The following is a 20,381-nucleotide window of genomic DNA, read 5'->3' on the forward strand; positions in this document are numbered from 1 at the left end:
AGCACCCCGTTCGAATGGGTGCCATTGTGGAACTCGTGACCATCACCGCGTTGGACTTCGAGGGCTGCTACCGGGCGGTCTCCACCCGCGACTCGCGCTTCGACGGGCAGTTCTTCACCGCGGTGCGCACGACCGGCATCTACTGCAGGCCCTCGTGCCCGGCGATCACGCCCAAGCGGGCCAATGTGTCGTTCCTGCCCACGGCCGCGGCGGCGCAGCAGGCCGGTTATCGCGCCTGTCGCCGGTGCCTGCCCGACGCCGCGCCCGGGTCACCGCTGTGGAATGTGCGGGCCGACCTGGCCGCGCGCGCGATGCGGCTGATCGGCGACGGGGTGATCGAGCGTGCCGGGGTGCCCGGGCTGGCCGCCACCCTCGGCTATTCGCAGCGCCAGCTCACCCGGGTGCTCACCACCGAACTCGGGGCCGGGCCGCTCGCACTGGCCAGGGCGCATCGTGCGCACACCGCTCGGCTGCTGATCCAGACCACCGAGATGCCGATGTCGGATATCGCGTTCGCGGCGGGGTTCGCCAGCATCCGGCAGTTCAACGACACCGTGCGCGAGGTGTTCGCGGTGAGCCCCACCACGATGCGGACCGAAGTACGCCGGTCGCCGCGCACCGATGTCGTCGCGCCCGGCACACCGGGACTGTTGACGTTACGGCTGCCCTACCGCGAGCCGCTCGACACCGGATGGCTGACGAGGTTCCTCTCGGCGCACGCGGTGCCCGGGATGGAACTGTGGGAGGACGACGTCTACACACGCAGCCTGCGTACTCCGCACGGGCACGCGACGATTCGGCTCTCGTTCCAGCCGGGGCACGTGCGGGCGGAGTTGGCGTTGCGGGATATGCGCGATCTGGCTCCGACTGTCGCCCGGGTGCGGCATCTGCTCGATCTGGACGCGGATCCGATGGGCATCGATGCGGCGCTCGGCATCGGCGCGAGCACCGGAACGCGAGGCGGTCACGACGGCGGCCGCCGGCTCGCCGGTGACGACGAATCTAGCTATACCGCAACGAATTCGGGATCCGGGAAGGCGATCGCGGTGTCCGGGTTCACACCGGGGATTCGCGTGCCGGGATCCCTCGACGGCTCAGAGTTGTTGCTGTGCACGATGATCGGGCAACAGATCTCGGTGCGGGCGGCGCGGACACACATCGCGCGGCTGGTGGACGCGCTCGGTGAGCGGATCGATGGCCCGGTGCCTCGGCTGTTCCCGACTGCCGAGGCGGTCGCCGAACACGGCGCCGAGGTGTTGACCGGCCCCGTTCGCAGAGTGCGCGCCATCGTGGCGGCGGCGCGAGCGATCGCCGACGGCGAACTGGTCCTGCATTCCGGCCGCACCGCCGACGACCTGCGGCGTGACCTGCTCACCCTCGACGGGGTCGGGCCGTGGACGGCCGACTACGTCACCATGCGATCGCTGGCCGATCCCGACATCATGCTCCATACCGACCTCGTCGTTCGCGCAGGCGCCGCGCAGGTCGGCATCGACCTCGACAACACCACCCGCTGGGCGCCGTGGCGCTCCTATCTGTCCATGCACCTGTGGAAGATCGCGCTCGAACATCGCGGCGCGCCTGTCCGTGACCCCGCTCTCCAGGAAGCGAAAAACCATGACTGACACTGCTCTTCGTCTCGCCGATGTCGCGACCGTCCCCACGCCGATCGGCCCGTTCACCACCATCGTCGATGCCGACGGCGCCGTGCTCGCCTCGGGCTGGACCGGTGACCCGAGCACGCTGACCGGCCTGATCCACGCCACTCTGCGCCCGACCGAACTGCGGCGACAGGACTCACTCGGCGCTGTCACCCAGGCCGTCATCGACTACCACGCGGGCGACCTCACCGCGATCGACACGATCGCGGTACGTCAGCGGTCCGGCGAATTCCTCGTCCATGCCTGGGAAGTCCTGCGCAAGGTACCGGCCGGTGAACCGGTCACCTACACGGAGTTCGCCGGGCTCTCCGGGCGACCAGCGGCCACCAGGGCCGCGGCCAATGCCTGCGCTCGCAACTCCGCCGCGCTGTTCGTACCGTGCCATCGCGTGTTGCGGATCGGCGGCGCGCTCGGCGGGTTCCGGTGGGGGCTGGAAGCCAAGTCCTGGTTGCTCGCGCACGAGGGCTGAGCGCGCCCCGCTTCCTCGGGCGCAGGCCCCACCGCTCCAGCCTCGAGTACGCGCAGGGGTGTGCCGTTCGACGATTCATGAACGATCAGGCCAGTGATCGGTGATTGGCTCTTCTCTCCAGGTCCAGTAGGACGGATCGTGGTACCCATGCTCACTCGTCGCCTGGTCGCGCTGTACGTCGGTCTGTGGTTGTACGGCACCTCGATGGCGGTGATGATCCGGGCGGGGCTCGGGCTCGACCCGTGGGATGTGTTCCACCAGGGGGTCGCCTCGCATGTGCCGTTGAGTTTCGGGGTGGTGACCGCGCTGACCGGGCTCGCTGTGCTGCTCGCCTGGATTCCGTTGCGGCAGCGGCCGGGGTTGGGGACCGTCAGCAACGTGGTGGTGATCGCGATCGCGGTCGACGCCGGGTTGTGGCTGATCCCGGCCATGGACGGGCTGTGGCTGCGGGCACTCGGGATGGTCGCCGCGGTGGTGGTGAACGCGGCGGCGACGGTGCTCTACATCGGTGCGGGAATGGGGCCGGGTCCACGTGATGGACTGATGACTGGACTGGTTGCGCGGACCGGTTGGCCGATCTGGTCGGTTCGGACCGGAATCGAGGTCTCGGTGTTGACGACCGGGTGGTTCCTCGGCGGCAGCGTAGGAATCGGCACGCTGGTCTACGCCTTCGGCATCGGCCCCCTGGTGCAGCTGATGATTCCGTTCGTCGACGGCAAGCTCCCCGGATTCACGCCGCGCACCCGCCACGACAAGGCGCCATCCGCGCCGCGTCCGCAGGCTCCCGCCGCGCCGGGCTGAATAGAGCCGTGCCGACGCGGACGTCACGAAGCCCCGCCCCGCCGGGCGTGCGGTGCGGACCACGTGACGCCAGGCGCGGCGACGGCATCGCCGGGCGGGCGGCAGTACCCGAATACGCGAAGCCCAACGCAGTCGTGGCGAAGGCATCGCCGGGCGGGCGGCGGTACGGACTACGCGACGGTGGCTTCCAGGCGCGATCCCGACCGGCCGCGCACGACGTGGAGGCGGCTGGGGATGCGCTGGCGCATTTCGTCTACGTGGCTGACGACGCCGACCACGCGGCCGTTCGCGCGCAGTTCGTCGAGCACGCCCATGACGGCGTCGAGGGTGTCGGCGTCCAGGCTGCCGAAGCCTTCGTCGATGAACAGGGTGTCCAGGACGAGACCGCCGGTTTCCGCCGCGACCACATCGGCCAAGCCGAGCGCCAAAGCCAATGAGGCCATGAAGGTTTCGCCGCCGGACAGCGTCTTCGCCGAGCGGATCGCGCCGGTGTAGTCGTCGCGGACGTCGAGCCCGAGGCCACCGCGCCGACCCCGCGGGCCCGCCTTGTCCGAGTGGACGAATTCGTAACGGCCACCCGACATCCGGCGCAGCCGCAGCGACCCCGCCACCGCGACCTCTTCGAGCCGCGCCGCGAGGACATAGGAACGCAACGACATTCGCCGGTTGTTCTCACCCCGGCCCGCCACCACCTCCGCCAAGACCGCGAGCTCGTCGAAGACCCGCTGTTCGGGCGCGATCCGCTCGACCTCACCCCACAGCTGCGTCCCCAACTGCTCGAGCTGGGCGACCCGCTCGGTGGCCGCCGACTGCACCGCCACCGCCGCGGTGAGCGCGCTCTGTGCCTCGGTGAAGCGCTGCTCGAGCGTGTTCAGGTCGCCCGGCGTCTGCTCGGCGACCGCCTGGATGCGCGGCTCGGCGAGCACCGTCTCGGCATGCGCGCGGGCCCGGTCCGCGGCGGTGAGTTCCGCCTCGATCGCGGCCTGCTGCTGGGCCGTGCGCGCGACGGCGGTGACGACCTGCGCGTAGGCGGTCAGGAGGGCGACGTCGTCGCGAGGCGGTGCTGGTTCGGCCACCGAGACCCCGTCGACCGGCCGGTCGTCGACCGGCTCCTCGTCGAGTGGCTCCTCGTCGAACAAGTCGAACAGGCTGGGCATTTCAGGCTCGCCACCGACCGCCCGAGCCCGGCCAGCACTCGCCTCCTCGGGGCCCGTTCCTGCCTTCTCGCCGTTCCCGGACTCGGCGGCGGCGACCACTCGGGCCGCGACATCCGGCTCCGCGACCGCACCCTCCGTCGCGACAGCGTTCGTCGCCGCGGCAGCAAGCCGTGCGCTGTCTTCATATCCCGCTGGGATGAGACCCGCTGTGCGGGCGAGGTTTTCCACGCGGGAGGCGATGGTGTGGACGGCATCGCGGGCGGTGGACTCTGCGGTGCGGGCGGTGCGCAGGGTGGTGGCGGCGGTGATGAGGGATTCGAGGCGGGAGGTGCGGGCGTCGACGGTGGTGTCGGCGCCCGCCGCGGCGCGCAGGCGAGCGTTGAGTTCGTCGAGGCGGGTGCGGGTGGCCGCGATCGTGGCGGTGCTGGTGCCGAGGCGGGCGTCCAGCTCGCGGGACTGATCGTGCAGGGCGGCTTCCTCGGTGCGCAGGGCTTCGAGGCGGCTGGTCAGCGCAGGGGCGCGCTCGGCGGCTTCGGCTGTGTCGTCGAAGCGGTGGGTGGCGGTGCGGACCGCGTCGGCGAGGGCGACGGGGTCGGCGTCGCCACCGCGCGCGGTCAGCGTCTCGATCTCGCGTTCGACGGCGCTGATGCGTTCGGCGAGGCGGTCGCGCGCGGCCTCCGCGACCTGTTCGGCCGCCTGTGCGGCGTCCTCGGCGTCTCTGGACACCGCGTCGTCGGTGGGCTGCGCGGGCTCCGGGTGATCGGCGGACCCGCAGACCGTGCACGGCGCGCCCTCGGTGAGCGCACCCGCGAGTTCGGCGGCCATGCCCGCGAGGCGGCGGGTACGCAGATCGAGGACTCGTTCTTTGGCTTCGAGGTGGGTGCGCCAGGCCGTGCCGTGTTCGCCGCGCACTGTGTCCAAAGCCGTTCGGCGACGGACGATCTCGACGGCAGCGGCCGCCGAGTCCTGCCACTTGGCCAGCTCGTTGCGAACCCCGGGCAATGCGGCGGCCGCGTCGGTCGCCTCCCGGAGCTGTTCGGAAACTGAACCGATCGCTGCCGGCAGCTCGACGCGCCGCTGTGCCAACTCCGCCGTACGCCGCGTGAGCTGGGCGGACTCCTTCTCGTGGGCGACGAGATCGTCGGCGAGCCTGCGTGCGGTCACCGAATCCGCGCGCACCTCACCGAGCACACCGAGCAGCGCGTTCCACTGGCTGATCGCCGCGTCGAGATCACCGTGGACTTCCACCACGCCCGCCGTCGAAGACAGGCCGCGCGCCTCGCCGTCAGCACTCCGACTCGGTTGCCCGTCGGACACGTGGTCCCGTCGATCCGCTCGTATGCCGAGTCCTTGCGCACCGGACGACTGGTCCGGCGCACCCTGCACCCGGTCGGTCTCGTTGGGGCCGATCGGCTCGTCGCGCACGACAGTCAGCGAATCCACGCCCGCGATGTCAGCGGCAGCCGCGGCGCCGAGACCGGTGGCCAGATCAGCCGCTGCCGCGCGAGTGGCACTTTCCGCGCGGCGCAAGCCCCGGACCGCGGCGCGTGCTTCGTCGATGGCTCGGACAACGGGTTCGGCCAGGCGAGCCATTTCGAGTTCGCGTTCGAGTTCGGCACGGCGAGGTGCGCAAGCGGTATGGGCGGCCAGTTCAGCGCGGGCGGCGCTCATGCGCGCGTGCAGCTCGGCGACGCGGCGTTGTTCCTCGGCCTCGGTGCGGGCCTCGGCCGATTCTTTGTGGCGCAGTTCGGCATTCGTGGTCGCCTCGGCGAGGGCGGTGCGCGCGGTGGCCAGCAGCTCCTGGGACCACGTCAGCGAGTCGTTGATCCCGATCGATTCCGCGCCGCCGTAACCCGCTGCCATCCCGACCTTGGTGATCAGGCGGTCGATGCCCTGCTGGCGGGTGGTGAGTTCAGCTTCGGCCGCGCGTCGCCGATCCGCCAACCATTTCTCGGCGGTGCCGAAACGCTGGGTGTCGAAGAGCTTCTCGAGCAGTTTCTCGCGGTCCTCGTTCTCGGCTCGCAGGAATCTGGCGAAGTCGCCCTGCGGGAGCAGCACCACCTGGAAGAACTGATCGGCGCTCATGCCGAGCAGGCGCAGTACCTCGTCGCCGATATCGGTGATGCGCGAGAGGTTCTCGCCGCTGCCGTCGAGCCAGGTGAGCGTGGCCTGTGGTTGCAGGAGTCGGGTTCCGGCGCCGTTCTTCTTCGGACGCTCGAATTCGGGCGAGCGGGTCAGGCGCAGCAGGCGGCCGCCGAGCGTGGCCTCCAGCACGACGCTCGGCGGTGTCTGCGGATCGGCGTGGTCGGAGTGCAGGCGCTTGCTCTCGCCGCGCGCTCCCGGCACCTTGCCGTAGAGGGCGAAGGCGATCGCGTCGAGGATGGTGGTCTTGCCCGCGCCGGTATGCCCGTGCAGCAGGAACAGCCCGTCGGCGCCGAGTGCGTCGAAATCGACGACGGTGGTCTCGGCGAACGGTCCGAACGCGGTGAGTTCGAGCCGGTGCAGCCTCACCCGATGCCGCCCGCGACGAGCACCGCCCGCGCGAACCCGAAGCCAGGACTCATGCGGTGAGCTCCGTCGCACCGACGGATTCGCTTCGCTCCGAGTCGGTTTCGCGAACCGCCGCCGCCAGCGCCCGCTCCACCCATGCCATCTCCCCCTTGCTCGGTGTGCCACGCACGTCGGTCAGGAAGCTCGCCGCGACCTCCGTGTCACGACGACCGTGCACCCGCTCGCGGTAATGCAACTCCGGATTGCCCTCCGGTCGTGCCCATTCCACGTGCACCGCGTGCGGGAACCGCTCGCGCAGTTTACGCATCGGGTCCACCGGGCGGGTGGTGTCGGTGAGCGTGGCGGACACGTAATGCGCTTCGGCCGCCGCGTATTCGATGTCGGTCAGCAGCGATTCGATGGTGCCGGTGAGCCTGCTGAGCCCGCGCACCAGCGGCAGCTCGTGGCGGTGCACCGCCGCGAGGCCTTTCGCGTCGAAGTCGACGATCCACGCCGCCTTGCGATGCGAACTCTCACCGAACGAATACGGCAGCGGAGACCCGCTGTAGCGCACCGACTCCGAGAGCGTCTGCGGCGAATGCAGGTGTCCCAGCGCCACATAGTCGATGCCGTCGAAGGCCGACATCGACACCGTTTCCACCCCACCCACCGAGATGGATCGTTCCGAACCGGTCGCTTCGCCGCCGATCACGAACGCGTGCGCCAGCACCACCGTGCGCGCGCCGGGCCTGGTGGCGATATCGGCGCGAATGCGCGCCATCGCGGCGTCGAGGATCTCCGCGTGCGAATGCGCCTGTGGCACCTCGAGTTCGGCGCGGGTGATCTCCGGTTCCAGATACGGGATCCCGTAGAAGGCCACGTCGCCGTCGTCGTCGGACAGCACGATGGGCCGGTGCGCGTCGGCGACTCGCGTACACAGGTGCAAGCCGCCGACCGCGGCGAAGCTGGCGCCCGCACCGAGCCGGGCGGGCGAGTCGTGGTTGCCGGAGGTGGCGATGATCGTCGCGCCCGCCGCCCGGATCGCCTCGAATCCGCGATTGCACACCCCGATGGCATCGGCGTTGGGGATGGAGCGGTCGTAGATGTCGCCGGGCACCACCACCACGTCGACCGATTCGGTCGCCACCAGCTCCGCGACGGCCGACAGCACCCGTGCCTGATCGGCCAGCAGGTCGACACCGTGAAAGGTGCGCCCGATGTGCCAGTCGGAGGTGTGCAGGATCCGCATGCCGCGAACCGTAGGCCACACCCCCGACAGAATTCAATCGACGCACTACACGCGTGTAATTCACCGGCGTGGCGCACAGCGCGGCGCACACGCCGCCGAGATGGCCGGGGCGATCCGCCACCGCGATGTCCGGGTTGCCGGGGAATTGCGAACTTGTCGGTGGCATCGGGCAGTATCGCCGCCATGACCGCTTCGATGCTCGTCGCGCTCGTCTTCGTCTTCGCCGCAGGCTTCGGTCTCGGCTGGTTGGGGCACTTCGCCCGTGGTGGGCAGCGCGCCGCCACGGCGGAGGCCAGGCTCGCCGCGGCCGACGACAATCAACGGTTGCTACAGCAGTCGCTGCACTCGGCGAACGAGGATGCGGCGCGCAGGCATTCGGCCGCGATCGGCGCGATGGTCGATCCGCTGCGCGACGCGGTCGGCGCACTGGAACAGCACATCCGGCAGGTGGAGCATCACCGGATCGACGCGTATTCGGGATTGCGCGAGCAGGTCGCCGGCATGCAACGCACCTCGCATCGACTCTCCGATCAAACCGGTCAGCTGGTGGCCGCGCTGCGTGCGCCGCAGGTACGCGGGCGGTGGGGCGAGATCCAGCTGGAACGAGTGGTCGAACTCGCCGGCATGACCCGCCATTGCGACTTCGACACCCAGGTCTCCCGGCCCGGCGGTGACGATCGGGGTGTGGTGCGGCCCGACATGGTGGTGCGGCTGGCCGGTGGCAGGCACATCGTCGTCGACGCCAAAGTGCCGTTCTCGGCGTATCTGGACGCGGCGACCACCGACGACCCCGGCGCGCGCACCCAATTCCTGGCCCGCCACGCCAAACACCTGCGCGCCCACGTCGACCAATTGGCCGACAAGGCGTATTGGGCGGCCTTCGATCCGGCACCGGAGTTCGTCGTGCTGTTCGTACCCGGCGACCCGTTCCTCGACGCCGCGCTCACCACCGATGCCGGTCTCCTGGAGTACGCGTTCGGCCGCAACGTGATCCTGGCAACCCCCACTACCTTGATCGCGCTGCTGCGGACGGTCGCGTTCAGCTGGCGGCAGGAAGCGCTCTCGCGCGATATGGCAACGGTGCAGCAACTGGGCAAGGAGCTCTACACCCGGGTGGGCAAGGTCGCCGAGCATCTGGACAATCTGGGCGTGAATCTCGGTAAGGCCGTATCGGCTTTCAACGCGACGGTGGGTTCGGTGGAGTCGCGAGTGATGGTCACCGCGCGCCGGATGCACGATCTCGGCATCGCCGATCAGGAGCTCCCGGCAATCCGGCACACCGAGACCCGACCACGCGTCGTGGCGTTCGCCGACGTCGAGGATCGTGTCTGAGATCCCCGTGCCGTGGCGCCGATAGGGCCGATATGCAGTTAGTGTCATAGGGTGGCTGCTTCCCAACGTGCGCGACCCCGGGTGCCCGCGCCGCAACGTTCGATCGTGCCCTCGGTACCCGGCATCCCCGCCTGGGCCGCGATTCTGCTCGCCGCGGGCACGACCGGTCTCGGGTTCCTGATCGACGGACTCGGTGGCGAGACCTATCCGACCGGCACGTTCTCGGCGCTGTATGTGCTCGGCTGCGTGCTCGCCGTCTGCGCAGTGCGCTTTCGCGGGCTGTTCTCCACGATGGTGATGCCACCGCTGCTGCTGTTCGTCGCGGTGCCGCTGGCCTGCCAGATGCTGGGTGGTCGCGCCACCACGTCGATCAAAGACGTGCTGATGAACCTGATCATTCCGCTGGTGGAACGCTTCCCCACGATGGCGCTGGCGACCGTGCTGGTGCTGGCGATCGGTGGCGCCAGAATCGCGATCGCCAAGCGCGCACCCCAGGCGGCCCGCCCGACACCGGAGCGCAAGACCGAACGCAAGCCGGTCAAGCGCCGTCGCCCCGAGCCGACCCCCGACCTCGCCACGGCCGCCCGTAAGCGCCCACGCCGCGGCACCGCGGTCCTGGACGAGCCCGACACCGAGGTCGACATGGCGAGCCCGGCCCGTCGCCCGGCCCGATCCGCCGACCCGAAACGCGCCCCCGCCGCCGCCCGGCCCCGTGAGCCCCGCGCCGCGCGGGCCGCCGCAGCCGCACCGCGCGAACCGAGCCCGCGCAGCGCGGCCCCGCGCGAACCCAGCCCACGCAGCGCGGCCCCGCGCGAACCCAGCCCGCGCGGCGCCGCACCGCGCGAACCAGAACCGGCTCGGGTACCCCGTCGCCGCAACGAAGCGCCCCCGCACCCCCAACCCAACGTGCGCTACCGCGACCGCGCCGACTCCGCCCGCACGGAACGGCGTCGGCCCGACAACGTGTGAGCAAAGAAAAGCCCCGCCGTCACGGCGGGGCTTTTCTGATTATCCAGGTACTCAGGGCGCGGAGAGGCGGGATGGCCGGAGCTCGCGCGGCAGTGAGAACACCAGTGTCTCGTTGGCCGTCGTCACCGGCTGAACCTCGCCGAAGCCGTGTTGGGCCAGCAGATCGAGCACCCCGGTCACCAGGATCTCCGGCACCGAAGCGCCGGAGGTGACGCCGATGGTCCGCACGCCCTCCAGCCAGGCCGGGTCGACCTCGCGCGCGTAGTCGACCAGATAGGCCGCGTTCGCGCCCGCGCCGAGCGCCACCTCGACCAATCGCACCGAGTTCGACGAGTTGCGGGAACCGACCACGATCACCAGATCGCATTCGGGCGCCATCGCCTTGACCGCGGTCTGGCGGTTGGAGGTGGCGTAGCAGATGTCGTCGCTGGGCGGGTCCTGCAGCGTCGGGAAACGTTCGCGCAGCCGCTCGACGGTCTCCATGGTCTCGTCGACCGAGAGCGTGGTCTGCGACAGCCAGATCACCTTCGACGGGTCGCGCACGGTCACCTTGTCCACCGAGTCGGGCCCGTCGACCAGTTGCACGTGCTCGGGCGCCTCGCCCGCGGTGCCCTCGACTTCCTCGTGGCCCTCGTGGCCGATCAGCAGGATGTCGAAATCGTCGCGGGCGAAACGCTTGGCTTCCTGGTGCACCTTGGTGACCAGCGGACAGGTGGCGTCGATGGTGCGCAGGTTCCGTTCGGCGGCGGTCTCGTGCACGGTCGGCGCGACACCGTGCGCGGAGAACACGACCAGCGCGCCCTCGGGCACCTCATCGGTCTCGTCGACGAAGATCACGCCCTGCTCACGTAGCGTTTCCACCACGTGGCGGTTGTGCACGATCTCCTTGCGCACATAGATCGGGGCGCCGTGTTTCTCGAGAGCCTTCTCCACGGTCTCGACGGCGCGGTCGACGCCTGCGCAGTAGCCGCGCGGCTCCGCCAGCAGCACGCGCTTGCCACCGGCAGCATTCGCGCCAGCGGAGCGCGTGATACCGACGTTCAAGGGGATTGCCGAGGTCATAGTCCACAGCTTACGTGCGCGCGAGAGCCCGGATCAGGTCGGATCAAGGGGCGAAAGTCACACAACACGGGTGTGGACCTTTGCATCACACGGAGTATGCGGCAGGCTGGAGTCATGTTTCGACCTCCGTTCCTGGCCAGGGTGGCCGCCGGCGCCGCCGTCTACGCATTGGAAGAGACTCGGCGGCTGCCCGTCGCCGCGATCAACTTCCCCATCACCGCGCTCAGTCGCGTGCTGCAGACCACGATGCATCTGCAGCAGTTCGTGACCAGCCTCGCGCTCAAGGGTGACGGTGTGTTCGAACGGCTGGGTTCGGCTCCCGCCGAGCAGCCCGAGTGGGCCACCTTCGACGAGGACCTCGCGCCCGCGCCCGCCACCAACGGCCATGCCAGCCGCTTCGACCTGTTCGACGCGGCGGAGGAAGCTCCGAGGACCAATGGCAAGGCCGTGCCCGCGTCGCTGCTGTTGCTCGAGACCGAAGACGAGGTCATCGAACCCGCTCCCGAGCCCACCGTGGCGGAGGTTGTCGCACCCGAGGTCGCGGTCCGCTACGACTACCCGGCGATGACACTGGCCCAGCTGCGCGCCCGGCTGCGGATGCTGACTGTCGAGGAGCTGGCCCAACTGCTGGCGTTCGAACAGCAGACCCGCGCCCGCGCCCCGTTCGTCACGATGCTCACCAACCGCATCGCCACCGTTCAGGCGCAGTGATCTCGGCGGCTGGCGCCGCGTGGATTGCGGCCCGGTGGGCCTCAATTCTTCCCTCCTGCGTTCAGTCGCTTCGCTCCTTCTCTCCGTCAGTCCAGAATTGAGGCGGCCGCAATCCGCGCCTTCGGCGCACCACTGGGTTGTGGCCGCTTTTGGTTGTGTCGGTGGCCCCGCGTAGAACTGACCTATGACACAGGACGGCGTCGCGCAGGCCGGGGCTCCTGCGAATTCGGCGGAGCAGCCGTATCCGGTGCGTTCGGTCGCGGTGAAGGTCGCCCAGTGGATCGAACGGCTCGGCAGTATCTGGGTGGAGGGGCAGGTCACCCAGATCAATCTGCGCCCGGGCACCCGCACCGCGTTTCTGGTGCTGCGCGATGCCTCGGTGGACATGTCGCTGTCGCTGACCTGCGACCCCGACCTGTTGCGCAGGCTGCCGGTGCCGTTGACCGAGGGCAGCCGCGTGGTCGTCTACGGCAAACTGCACTTCTTCACCGGCCGCGGCACGGTCTCGTTGCGGGTCACCGAGATTCGCGCGGTCGGCATCGGTGAGTTGCTGGCGCGGATCGAGCGGTTGAAAGCCCTCTTGACGGCCGAGGGGTTGTTCGACGCCCGCCTCAAGCGGCCGCTGCCGTTCCTGCCCGCGACGATCGGGTTGATCACCGGACGGGCGAGCGCGGCCGAGCGGGACGTCCTGTCCGTGGCCCAGAACAGGTGGCCCGCGGTCCGATTCGTCATCCGCAATACCGCGGTGCAGGGTCCGAGCGCGGTGCCGCAAATGCTCGAGGCACTGGCTGAACTCGATCGCGATCCCGAAGTCGAGGTGATCGTGCTGGCGCGCGGCGGCGGCAGCGTCGAGGATCTGCTGGCCTTCTCCGACGAAGCGCTGTGCCGCGCGGTCGCCGCGGCGCGCACCCCGATCGTCAGCGCCATCGGCCACGAACCCGACAACCCCCTGCTCGACCTGGTCGCCGATCTGCGTGCGGCCACCCCCACCGACGCGGCCAAGCGCATCGTCCCCGATGCCGCCGCCGAACTGGCCGGGGTCCGGGAGATGCGGGCGCGCTCGGCGGCCGCGCTGCGCGGCTGGGTCCAGCGCGAGGAACACACCATCACGCAGCTGCGATCGCGCCCCGTCCTCGCCGATCCCCTGCGCGAGCTGACCCACCGGCACGACGAGCTGGAACGCTGGCGCACCGCCGCGCGACGCACCGTCGACCAGCTGCTGCGCGGCGAGTCGACGACCACCCTGCACCTGCGGGAGAAGCTGACCGCGGTGGGTCCGGCCGCCACCCTGGCCCGTGGTTACGCTGTCGTGCAGCGCGTCGCCGGTCCCGAACGCCATGTCGTGCGTTCGATCGACGACTCCCCCGCCGGCAGCCAGCTCCGCATCCGGGTGGCCGACGGAGCCGTGACCGCCGCGGCTCTCGGCACCCAGCGGCTGACGCCGGAGACCACCGACGAGAAGAGGAAGTGACCGTGGCCGACGCCGGTTCCGAGAGCACCGCTGCCGACACCCTGGCCGAGATCGCGGGCTTCGGCTACGAACGCGCCCGCGACGAGCTCATCAACGTGGTCAAGATGCTCGAACAGGGCGGCCTCGACCTGGACGACTCGCTGGTGCTGTGGGAGCGCGGCGAAGCGCTGGCCACCCGCTGCGAACAGCATCTCGCCGGTGCGCGCCGCCGGGTGGAGGATGCTCTCTCGCGCGCCGACCTCGACACCGCCGACTGAGTTCGCGCACCGACATTCCGCTTTTACCGCCGCGAAACACCGGCCGGGCACGCTGTTGCTCGGTCGGTCCGACGAGGGGCCGCCCTCCGCGCGACGCTCGGAGAGTTCGAACGACGGAGTACGGCCGATGGCACTCACTGATTCGCTGACCGGCCTGCGTACCGACCTGGGCGCCATCGAGTTCTCCACCGACACCCGCAAGCTGCGCACCAAGAGCCGTGACCGATTCGCGCAGAGTCCGGTCCTGCGAGATCTGTTGCGCGGGCGCAATGCCGAGATCTTCATCGCGCCGCGCGGCAAGGAGGAGTTGCGCATCGCGGTGGCCGCCTGCGCGCGTCATCGCATCCCGATCACCGTGCGCGGGGCCGGTTCCGGGCAGTTCGGGCAGGGTGTGCCGCTGCGCGGTGGCGCGGTGATCGATGTCACCGCTCTGACCGGCGTCATCGGCTGGCACGGCGAACCCGGCAGGCGCCCACCGACCACGGTGCGCGCGCTCGCGGGCACCGTCGTCGCCGATATCGACGCCGCGATCCGCCCGTCCGGTTGGGAGCTGCGGATGCATCCTTCGACGGCGCACCAGGCCACCGTCGGCGGCTACATCGCGGGCGGACACGCGGGTATCGGCAGCTGCCGCTGGGGCATCCTGCGCGATACCGGCAATATCACCGCGCTGGAGGTGATGACGGTGGAGGAGCACCCCCGGCTGATTGAGTTGCGCGGGCGCGAGGTGAACACCGTGCACCACGCCTACGGCGCGAACGGCATCATCACCGAGGTCGAACTGCCGCTCGCCCCGGCCTGGGAGTGGCACGAACTGGTCGTCTCGTTCCCCGATTTCGAGCGGGCCGCCCGCTTCTCGGTCGATGTCTGCCGCAGCGACGGTGTACTCACGAAAGTGGTTTCGCCCCATGCGCATCCGCTCCCGCAATACTTCCCCGAGCTGGCCGGGTTGATTCCCGACGGCGAGTCGATGGTGCTGCTGATGGCCGCCGTGCAGTCGGTGCCGAACGTGGAGGATCTGGTGCGCGACAACGGCGGCCGGATCCGGTACCGCTGCCTCGAGGGCAAAGGCAGCTACGGCTCGCCCCTCTACGAGTTCACCTGGGGCCATTCGATGCTGCGCTATCAACGGCACAACGCGGAGCTCACCGGGCTGATGGCCCTGTTCCCACCGCGCGATCTGTACGAGTCGATGGTCGCCGTCCACCGCGAATTCGCCGAGTTGGGGCCGTTGCATGTGGAGATGAAGCGCATCGACGGCGGTCTGTCGTGTCAGGGCTCACCGGTCTTCGCCTTCGAGAGCCAGGAGCAGTTGGCCTCGATCACCGAGCGGTTGCAGCGGGCAGGCTTGTTCATCGCGAACTCGCACACACCCGTCCTCGGGGCGGGCGGGATGAAGCCGTGGGGCCCGAAAGAGGCTGCCGCCAAACGCGAATTCGACCCGTACGGCCTGCTGGCCCAGGGCAAGTCCGACGACGCCGAGGACACCATCACCGGCTCGACCGCACTGCCCAACAGCGGCTGGTCCTACCGGCTCAGCTAGTGCCTAGCGCGACAGCGGCGCCGCCGCCGTGATCGCCGTGGCCAAGGTCGTGAACGCGGCCTCGTTGCCCGCGCCGGTGATGAGGATCCGGACGCCGCCGAGGTCGGCGATCCAGCCGGTTTCCTCGGTCGGTTCGGAGTAGACGACCCAGGTCTGCCCGGCCACTTCGCGCGTTCCATTCGGATAGCGCGAGCCGAGTTCCTGTCGCGACAGTGCCTCTTCGGTGGCATCGGTCTGCGAATACCGCATGTAGGTGCCCTGCGGTGTGATGTAGCCGACCGTGCTCACGGCACCGCCGCCCGCGGCGGCGATGGTGTCGCGGCTGCCCGAGTTCGACACCCAGCCCTGCGGCAGGGCCGGCTTGCGGATCGGGAACGACAGGGTCTTCGCGTCGGAGGTCAGCGCGGCATCGGCGTCGAAGAACGGGATCTGACCCTGCGTCGGGCCGTTCGTCGCCACGGTGCACTGGCTCGCCACCCCGGCCAGCACCACCGCGGCCAGCACCAACGGGATCAACGACCAGAACAGATCGCGGTAGTCGTTGAAAATTCGGTGCTTGGTCTGTGCCACGGCTATCAGTATCCACTCGAGCCGTGACCAGGCCGCCGAGGGGTCATCGCGGGAGGTCGTGCACGAGCGTGCCGTTTCCGAATGCGACAATGCACCCGTAACACCAACGCCAAGGAGGCACTCCGCATGACGGCATCATCGCCCGCCCCCAGCCGCCGCGAGGCACCCGATCGCAACCTCGCACTGGAGCTGGTCCGCGTCACCGAGGCAGGTGCGATGGCGAGTGGCCGTTGGGTCGGCCGTGGCGACAAGGAAGGTGGCGACGGCGCGGCCGTCGACGCCATGCGTCAGCTCGTCAGCTCGGTGTCGATGAAGGGCATCGTCGTCATCGGCGAAGGCGAGAAGGACGAAGCGCCGATGCTCTACAACGGTGAGCTGGTCGGCGACGGCACCGGCCCCGAGGTCGACTTCGCGGTCGACCCGGTCGACGGCACCACCCTGATGTCGAAGGGCTCCCCCGGCGCCATCTCGGTGCTCGCGGTCGCCGAGCGCGGCGCCATGTTCGACCCGTCCGCGGTGTTCTACATGCACAAGATCGCCGTCGGCCCTGACGCCGCGGGCTCGATCGACATCACCGCCCCGATCGGCGAGAACATCCGTCGCGTCGCCAAGGCCAAGCACCTGTCGGTGTCCGATCTGACCGTCTGCATCCTGGACCGCCCCCGGCACGAGGACACCATTCAGCAGGCGCGTGACGCGGGTGCCCGCATCCGCCTCATCTCCGACGGTGACGTCGCGGGCGCCATCGCCGCCGCGCGGCCGGAGTCCGGCGTGGACATCCTGGTCGGTATCGGTGGCACCCCGGAGGGCATCATCGCCGCCGCCGCGCTGCGCTGTCTCGGCGGCGAACTGCAGGGCATGCTCGCGCCGAAGGACGACGAAGAGCGTCAGAAGGCCATCGACGCGGGCCACGACCTGGACCGGGTGCTCTCGACCACCGACCTGGTCTCCGGCGACAACGTGTTCTTCTGCGCCACCGGTGTCACCGACGGCGACCTGCTGCGCGGCGTGCGCTACTACGCGGGCGGCGCGTCGACCCAGTCGATCGTGATGCGGTCGAAGTCGGGCACCGTGCGCATGATCGACGCCTACCACCGCCTGACGAAGCTGCGCGAGTACTCCTCGGTCGACTTCGACGGCGACGACAGCGCGAACCCGCCACTGCCGTGATCCGGGGCTGGGCGTCCCTATAGTCGAACTATGGCAGCGCCCAGCACCGCTCTGGTCCTCGGCAACGGCGGCATCGTCGGTATCGGCTGGCAGATCGGCATGATCGCCGGACTGGCCGAGGCCGGGGTGGACCTCCGGTCGGCCGATCTGGTGATCGGTACCTCCGCCGGTGCGGTCGTCGGCGCGCAGATCCGCAGTGAGCTGGCGACCGACGAGCTCTACCAGCGCCAGCTACGGCGGCTCAACACCGAGATCCCGAACCGGCTCTCGGTCAGGCATTTGGCCAGGTGGGCGTTGGTCGCGGGCACCGCACCCAGTGCGACCAGTGCGGCACGCCGGGTCGCGAACGCTTCGCGCGGCAAGTCGCGCGTCGACCCGGTGCTGCGCCTGGCGGCGGTGTCCTCGCGGCTGCCCGAGAAGCTGTGGCCGACCCGGCCGTTGTGGATCACCGCGGTCGACGCCGACACCGGGGTGTTGAAGGTCTTCGATCGCGACAGCGACGTCTCCCTCGCCGAGGCGGTGAACGCCAGTTGCGCGGTCCCGTTCGCCTGGCCCGCGGCATCGTGCGACGGGCGCCACTATCTCGGCGGTGGGGTCCGCTCTCCGATGAATCTGGATCTGGCGAAGGGCTATGGCCGGATCGTCGGACTGGCGTCCAACATTCTCACCCCGCGACGCAGCGGGAAGATCTCCGCCCAGCTCGGCCGCCTCGGCGCGGCCGAGGCCACGGTGATACTGCCGGACCACGCCGCGCGCAAGGCCATCGGCCCCAACGAGCTCGACCCGCAACGCGTGCACGCCGCGGCGCGGGCCGGTCGCACCCAGGCCATCGACTTCGTCGACGAGGTTCGCGCCGTCTGGCCCGTCGGCTGAGTTCGGCGAGTATTCCGGCTACGGATGTGGGATTTCGCGCTGGTGTGTGGCCACCATTCGCGGTGTTCTCGTCCTAGGGTCGAACCATGGCTGACGACGATGGGCAGTACCGGATCGAGCACGACACCATGGGAGAGGTTCGCGTCCCTGTCGACGCCCTGTGGCGGGCGCAGACACAGCGCGCCGTCGAGAATTTCCCGATCAGCGGGCGTGGGCTCGAGCGTGCCCAGATCCGGGCGCTGGGCCTGCTGAAAGCCGCGTGCGCGCAGGTCAACAAGGATCTGGGCCTGCTCGATCCGGTCAAGGCCGACGCGATCATCGCCGCGGCGGGCGAGATCGCCGACGGTGCGCACGACGACCAGTTCCCGATCGACGTGTTCCAGACCGGTTCGGGCACCAGCTCGAATATGAACGCCAACGAGGTGATCGCCTCGATCGCCGCGCGCGCCGGGGTGAGCGTGCACCCCAACGACGACGTGAACATGTCGCAATCGTCCAACGACACCTTCCCCACCGCGACACATCTGGCCGCCACCGAGGCCGTGATCACCGAACTCGTTCCCGCGCTGGACCATCTGCGCCTGGCCCTGCTCGACAAGTCGCAGCAATGGCGCACCGTGGTGAAGTCGGGCCGCACGCATCTGATGGACGCGGTGCCGGTGACGCTCGGCCAGGAATTCGGCGGCTACACCCGCCAGATCGCCGCGGGCGTCGAACGCGCGCTGGCCACCCTGCCCCGCCTCGGGGAGTTGCCGATCGGCGGCACCGCCGTGGGCACCGGGCTCAACGCGCCCGCCGGATTCGGCACGAAGGTCGTCGCGGAACTGGTGCGCGCCACCGGAATCGACGCGTTGCGCGAAGCGCGGGACCACTTCGAAGCCCAGGCCGCGCGCGACGGTCTCGTCGAGGCCTCCGGCGCGCTGCGCACCATCGCCGTGAGCCTGACCAAGATCGCCAACGACATCCGCTGGATGGGTTCGGGTCCGCTGACCGGGCTCGGCGAGTTGCAGCTGCCGGACCTGCAGCCGGGTAGTTCGATCATGCCCGGCAAGGTGAATCCCGTTCTGCCCGAGGCGGTTACCCAGGTGGCGGTGCAGGTGGTCGGCAACGACGCGGCGATCGCGTTCGGCGGGGCGAGCGGGGCGTTCGAGCTCAATGTCTACATCCCCGTGATGGCCCGCAACCTGCTCGAGTCGATTCGCCTGCTGGCCAACGTTTCTCGCCTGTTCGCCGACAAGTGTGTGAGCGGCCTGGTCGCCGACGAAGACCATCTGCGTACCCTCGCCGAATCGTCGCCGTCGATCGTCACTCCCCTCAACTCCGCCATCGGCTACGAGGAAGCCGCGGCGGTCGCCAAACAGGCGCTGCGCGAGAAGAAGACGATCCGGCAGACCGTCATCGACCGAGGCCTCGTCCCGGACAAACTCTCACTCGAAGAACTCGACCGCAAACTGGACGTCCTGGCCATGGCCGACGTCGACAGAGCGAAATAGACCGAAACCCGGCCACACACCCCCCACCCCGGACAACAGACCCTCACAGCCCGGCCACGCACCCCCGACCTCGAGGAGGGACGTTCGCGGCCGGGCCGCCGGTCAGGCGCCGCGGCGTACGCGACGAAGGAGCAAGCCGCGGTGCCTGACCGGCGGCCCCTCAGGGCCGCGAACACGCGGCCCCGGCCGCTAGATAAACACAGCCAGTTCGGCGCGAGCCTTTTCGCCTTCTTCGCTGAAGTCGGTGCGGGAGAAGATGTTCCAGCGCTGCAGCAGCGGCTTGAACACCAGCTCGCCCTCCTTGGCCGGGTCGTAGATGCCCGCCTCGGCGAGCGCCTCGTCACTGGATCCGCCACCGGGCAGATCCACGTGCGGCACCCGGAAGTCGGCGGCCCGATCGGCGATCGCACGCACCGCCTGGTCGGGAACCAGGTCGAGGGCGGCGGCGACGAGCACGGCGAAGAACTCGGCCTGCAGTTCGTCGTCGGCGGCCAGCTTCTCGGCCATCGCGGTGACGATCGGGTTCTCGCCGATCGCGGCGGTGTTGCGGTGTCGGATAGCGGCGGCGGCCTCCTCGAACGCGCAGGTGGCCAGCACGTCGATCAGGTGCATCGGGGGCCGGTTGAACCCGTCGGTCATGTGCTGCATGCGGGCCCGCTCGAGCGCGACCGGGTCCACCGCGCGCGTGAGCATGAGGTAGTTGCGGATCATGATCTCGTGGCGGTTCTCCTCCGCCGTCCACCGGCCGACCCAGCGCCACCAGGGACCGGTGCGCAGGTGCTTGCCGAGCTCACGGTGATAGGAGGGCAGATTGTCGGCGACCAGGACGCTCACGGTCAGCGCGAGCCGGGCGGTGTCGCTGAGCTCGGACTGCTCGGGGGTCCAGTCCTCGCCGCCGAGGAAGGCGAAGTTGCGCCCGTCCGACCACGGCACCTGCTCGTGCGGCTGCCAGCCGTCGGCCACCTCGAGATGGCGCCGCAGGTTGAGTTCCACCTCGACCGCGAGCGAATCCAGCAACTCGAGGTCGGTCAAAGTTTTCTGCACTCAGACAACTTAGTACCTGGTGCGAAAGCGCGGGGACCTATGGGGGGACCGGCCCCCGC

The 20,381-nt window shown here is 69.7% G+C and carries 17 protein-coding genes; 12 read left to right on the forward strand and 5 right to left on the reverse strand.

The window, feature by feature from the left end; genetic code table 11:
• The first annotated feature begins 14 nt into the window (after positions 1-14).
• From NA12_RS16480 to yczE, 3 genes are all read left to right on the forward strand, one after another.
• A complete protein-coding gene (locus NA12_RS16480) occupies positions 15-1,625 on the forward strand; it encodes a DNA-3-methyladenine glycosylase 2 family protein (protein ID WP_067451289.1) in 1,611 nt (536 codons plus the stop codon).
• Complete coding sequence (locus NA12_RS16485; protein ID WP_067451292.1) at positions 1,618-2,130, forward strand: methylated-DNA--[protein]-cysteine S-methyltransferase; 513 nt, start codon at positions 1,618-1,620, stop codon at positions 2,128-2,130. Before NA12_RS16480 ends, NA12_RS16485 begins: the two co-directional genes overlap by 8 nt.
• A gap of 147 nt (positions 2,131-2,277) precedes the next feature.
• Positions 2,278-2,931, forward strand: coding sequence for a membrane protein YczE (gene yczE / locus NA12_RS34330; protein WP_067451295.1), 654 nt, complete (start codon positions 2,278-2,280; stop codon positions 2,929-2,931).
• Positions 2,932-3,101: 170 nt separating this feature from the next.
• On the opposite strand, the gene NA12_RS16495 is transcribed toward yczE, so the two are convergent.
• Entirely contained in the window at positions 3,102-6,599 is a 3,498-nt protein-coding gene (locus NA12_RS16495; RefSeq protein WP_067451298.1) for an AAA family ATPase, read from the reverse strand.
• A gap of 49 nt (positions 6,600-6,648) precedes the next feature.
• Positions 6,649-7,827: an exonuclease SbcCD subunit D gene (locus tag NA12_RS16500; protein WP_067451301.1), complete on the reverse strand. Its 1,179-nt coding sequence runs from the start codon at positions 7,825-7,827 to the stop codon at positions 6,649-6,651.
• A 183-nt stretch (positions 7,828-8,010) separates the two neighbouring features.
• Here NA12_RS16500 and NA12_RS16505 point away from each other — a divergent pair, with 183 nt between their 5' ends.
• On the forward strand, positions 8,011-9,159 hold the full coding sequence (locus NA12_RS16505; protein WP_067451304.1) for a DNA recombination protein RmuC: 1,149 nt from the start codon (positions 8,011-8,013) through the stop codon (positions 9,157-9,159).
• A 51-nt stretch (positions 9,160-9,210) separates the two neighbouring features.
• A complete protein-coding gene (locus NA12_RS16510; protein WP_207905560.1) occupies positions 9,211-10,128 on the forward strand; it encodes a DUF6542 domain-containing protein in 918 nt (305 codons plus the stop codon).
• 51 nt (positions 10,129-10,179) lie between these two features.
• Here NA12_RS16510 and NA12_RS16515 read toward each other — a convergent pair whose 3' ends face one another.
• Positions 10,180-11,190: a 4-hydroxy-3-methylbut-2-enyl diphosphate reductase gene (locus NA12_RS16515; protein ID WP_067451310.1), complete on the reverse strand. Its 1,011-nt coding sequence runs from the start codon at positions 11,188-11,190 to the stop codon at positions 10,180-10,182.
• A gap of 114 nt (positions 11,191-11,304) precedes the next feature.
• Here NA12_RS16515 and NA12_RS16520 point away from each other — a divergent pair, with 114 nt between their 5' ends.
• The 4 genes from NA12_RS16520 to NA12_RS16535 all read left to right on the forward strand — a co-directional run bounded on the left by NA12_RS16520 (position 11,305) and on the right by NA12_RS16535 (position 15,172).
• Positions 11,305-11,901: a lipid droplet-associated protein gene (locus NA12_RS16520; protein ID WP_067451314.1), complete on the forward strand. Its 597-nt coding sequence runs from the start codon at positions 11,305-11,307 to the stop codon at positions 11,899-11,901.
• Between the two features lie 184 nt (positions 11,902-12,085).
• A complete protein-coding gene (gene xseA / locus NA12_RS16525) occupies positions 12,086-13,372 on the forward strand; it encodes an exodeoxyribonuclease VII large subunit (RefSeq protein ID WP_067451317.1) in 1,287 nt (428 codons plus the stop codon).
• Complete coding sequence (locus NA12_RS16530) at positions 13,369-13,629, forward strand: exodeoxyribonuclease VII small subunit (protein WP_371856002.1); 261 nt, start codon at positions 13,369-13,371, stop codon at positions 13,627-13,629. The genes xseA and NA12_RS16530 overlap by 4 nt, the downstream gene beginning before the upstream one ends.
• Before the next feature lie 127 nt (positions 13,630-13,756).
• Positions 13,757-15,172 (forward strand): FAD-binding oxidoreductase, encoded by a 1,416-nt coding sequence (locus NA12_RS16535; protein WP_067451320.1) that lies wholly within the window; start codon positions 13,757-13,759, stop codon positions 15,170-15,172.
• Between the two features lie 3 nt (positions 15,173-15,175).
• On the opposite strand, the gene NA12_RS16540 is transcribed toward NA12_RS16535, so the two are convergent.
• On the reverse strand, positions 15,176-15,742 hold the full coding sequence (locus NA12_RS16540; protein WP_067451323.1) for a DUF4245 domain-containing protein: 567 nt from the start codon (positions 15,740-15,742) through the stop codon (positions 15,176-15,178).
• A gap of 126 nt (positions 15,743-15,868) precedes the next feature.
• Here NA12_RS16540 and glpX point away from each other — a divergent pair, with 126 nt between their 5' ends.
• The 3 genes from glpX to NA12_RS16555 all read left to right on the forward strand — a co-directional run bounded on the left by glpX (position 15,869) and on the right by NA12_RS16555 (position 19,278).
• The gene (gene glpX / locus NA12_RS16545) at positions 15,869-16,912 is read left to right on the forward strand and encodes a class II fructose-bisphosphatase (RefSeq protein ID WP_067451706.1); all 1,044 of its coding nucleotides are present in this window, start codon (positions 15,869-15,871) and stop codon (positions 16,910-16,912) included.
• 30 nt (positions 16,913-16,942) lie between these two features.
• Positions 16,943-17,785 (forward strand): patatin-like phospholipase family protein, encoded by an 843-nt coding sequence (locus tag NA12_RS16550; protein WP_067451326.1) that lies wholly within the window; start codon positions 16,943-16,945, stop codon positions 17,783-17,785.
• 86 nt (positions 17,786-17,871) lie between these two features.
• Entirely contained in the window at positions 17,872-19,278 is a 1,407-nt protein-coding gene (locus tag NA12_RS16555) for a class II fumarate hydratase (RefSeq protein WP_067451329.1), read from the forward strand.
• Positions 19,279-19,467: 189 nt separating this feature from the next.
• On the opposite strand, the gene NA12_RS16560 is transcribed toward NA12_RS16555, so the two are convergent.
• Complete coding sequence (locus NA12_RS16560; protein WP_067451332.1) at positions 19,468-20,322, reverse strand: acyl-ACP desaturase; 855 nt, start codon at positions 20,320-20,322, stop codon at positions 19,468-19,470.
• Between the last annotated feature and the right edge of the window lie 59 nt (positions 20,323-20,381).

This window comes from Nocardia alba NBRC 108234 (genome assembly GCF_001612665.1).
Lineage (GTDB): Bacteria > Actinomycetota > Actinomycetes > Mycobacteriales > Mycobacteriaceae > Nocardia > Nocardia alba.